A 1,559-nucleotide genomic window follows, 5' to 3' on the forward strand; every position below is an offset into this window, starting at 1 on the left:
GGTCGGCCATGCGGAGCAGGACGGTGCCGTCACCCTTCAGCGCCTGGGCCAGCGCCTGGCGGAGGACCGGCCATGCCTGCCGGTCGTACCCGGCCGAGGGGCCGGTCCCGGCTTGGGGATGGATGTCGGCGCCGAAGAGACGCCGTTTGGCTGGCCGTCACCCGGCCGAGGTGCCGCCTGAGGCGGCCTGGGGCCTCTGCCCCTGTCGGACGAACCCTTACTGGGGCCGCCTAGCGCTTCCGTGAGCCTGCGGACTACCGGTGCTTCGATAGTCGAGGACGCCGAACGCACGAACTCGCCCATCTCCTGGAGCTTGGCCATGACGACCTTGCTCTCCACACCGAACTCCTTGGCGAGCTCGTATACCCGGACCTTCGCCACTGCACTCCCTTGTCTCGGCCCGGGAGGCGGTGCCGCCGGACCGTCGTTACGTTGACGTACTCATCGCCGCATGCTCATCAGGCGCTCATAGCTATCTGACCAGCCCATCAAATCGGCGTCCTACATGACAGTCGGTAACCATTTCACCCGATCCTTTCAGCCTGTTGCTCTTCCAGGTGGCCACGCAGCCGCGACAGGTCGAGCGGAACCGCAACGCGAAACGCACGCGGAAACGCTCGGCGACGCTCTGCGAGTTCGAGACAGCTCAGGGTGGGATGCAGTGAAGCACCACGCCCCTGGAGCCGTCTTCGCAGGTCGGGGACTATAACGCCCTCGACCACCACCAGGCGGAGCAGCTCGGAGGAAACCGTGCGAACCCGGCACCCCACACACGTTCTCAGTGGGGCAGCCTGGCCACCATATTCCAGCTTACCGTGTGGACGCATCTGCGGAACCTGCCGCGTCCCCCGGCTGGGTGTCGGGACGGATGTCGATGCGCCAGCCGGTGAGGCGGTTGGCCAGCCGGGCGTTCTGCCCCTCCTTGCCGATGGCGAGGGAGAGCTGGTAGTCCGGCACGGTCACCCGCGCGGCACGGCCGTCGAAGTCGATCACCTCTACGTGGGAAACGCGCGCCGGCGACAGGGCATTCCCCACGAACTCCGCGGGATCCTCCGACCAGTCGATGATGTCGATCTTCTCACCGTGCAACTCGGTCATCACGTTGCGCACGCGCGAGCCCATCGGGCCGATGCAGGCGCCCTTGGCGTTCACCCCCGGCCGCCGCGACCTGACCGCGAGCTTGGTGCGGTGACCGGCCTCGCGGGCGATGGCGGCGATCTCCACCGTACCGTCGGCGATCTCCGGCACCTCCAGCGCGAAGAGCTTCTTCACCAGCCCGGGGTGGGTGCGCGACAGGGTCACCGAGGGGCCCTTGTGCCCCTTCTTGACCTGGACCACGTAACAGCGGATCCGCTCGCCGTGGACGTACTCCTCACCCGGGACCTGCTCGCTGTGCGGCAGCACCGCCTCGATCTTGCCCAGGTCGACCAGGACCACCCTCGGGTCCTTGCCCTGCTGGATGACGCCGGCCACCAGCTCGCCCTCGCGGCTGGCGAACTCCCCGAAGTTGATCTCGTCCTCGGCGTCACGGAGCTGCTGCAGGATGACCTGCTTGGCGG

At 67.7% G+C, this 1,559-nt stretch carries 3 protein-coding genes and 1 pseudogene; 1 reads left to right on the forward strand and 3 read right to left on the reverse strand.

The window, feature by feature from the left end; all coding sequences use genetic code 11:
* Positions 1-181: hypothetical protein (locus ABZ260_RS50870; RefSeq protein WP_355633131.1), on the forward strand; the 181-nt coding region annotated here is incomplete at its 5' end.
* On the opposite strand, the pseudogene ABZ260_RS50875 reads toward ABZ260_RS50870, so the two are convergent.
* The 3 genes and pseudogenes from ABZ260_RS50875 to nusA form a co-directional block, all read right to left on the reverse strand.
* A pseudogene (locus ABZ260_RS50875) lies at positions 160-381 on the reverse strand (translation initiation factor IF-2 N-terminal domain-containing protein); the annotation flags it as partial. The gene ABZ260_RS50870 and the pseudogene ABZ260_RS50875 overlap by 22 nt on opposite strands.
* A gap of 143 nt (positions 382-524) precedes the next feature.
* Positions 525-827 carry a YlxR family protein gene (locus ABZ260_RS50880; RefSeq protein WP_343968962.1) on the reverse strand — a complete coding sequence of 101 codons (303 nt, stop codon included), beginning with the start codon at positions 825-827 and terminating at the stop codon, positions 525-527.
* Positions 811-1,559, reverse strand: a 749-nt coding sequence (gene nusA / locus ABZ260_RS50885) for a transcription termination factor NusA (RefSeq protein ID WP_355633128.1), incomplete at its 5' end; no start/stop codon positions are given. The genes ABZ260_RS50880 and nusA, both read right to left, overlap by 17 nt.

The sequence above is a fragment of the Streptosporangium sp. NPDC006013 genome (assembly GCF_040614275.1).
Taxonomy (GTDB): domain Bacteria; phylum Actinomycetota; class Actinomycetes; order Streptosporangiales; family Streptosporangiaceae; genus Streptosporangium.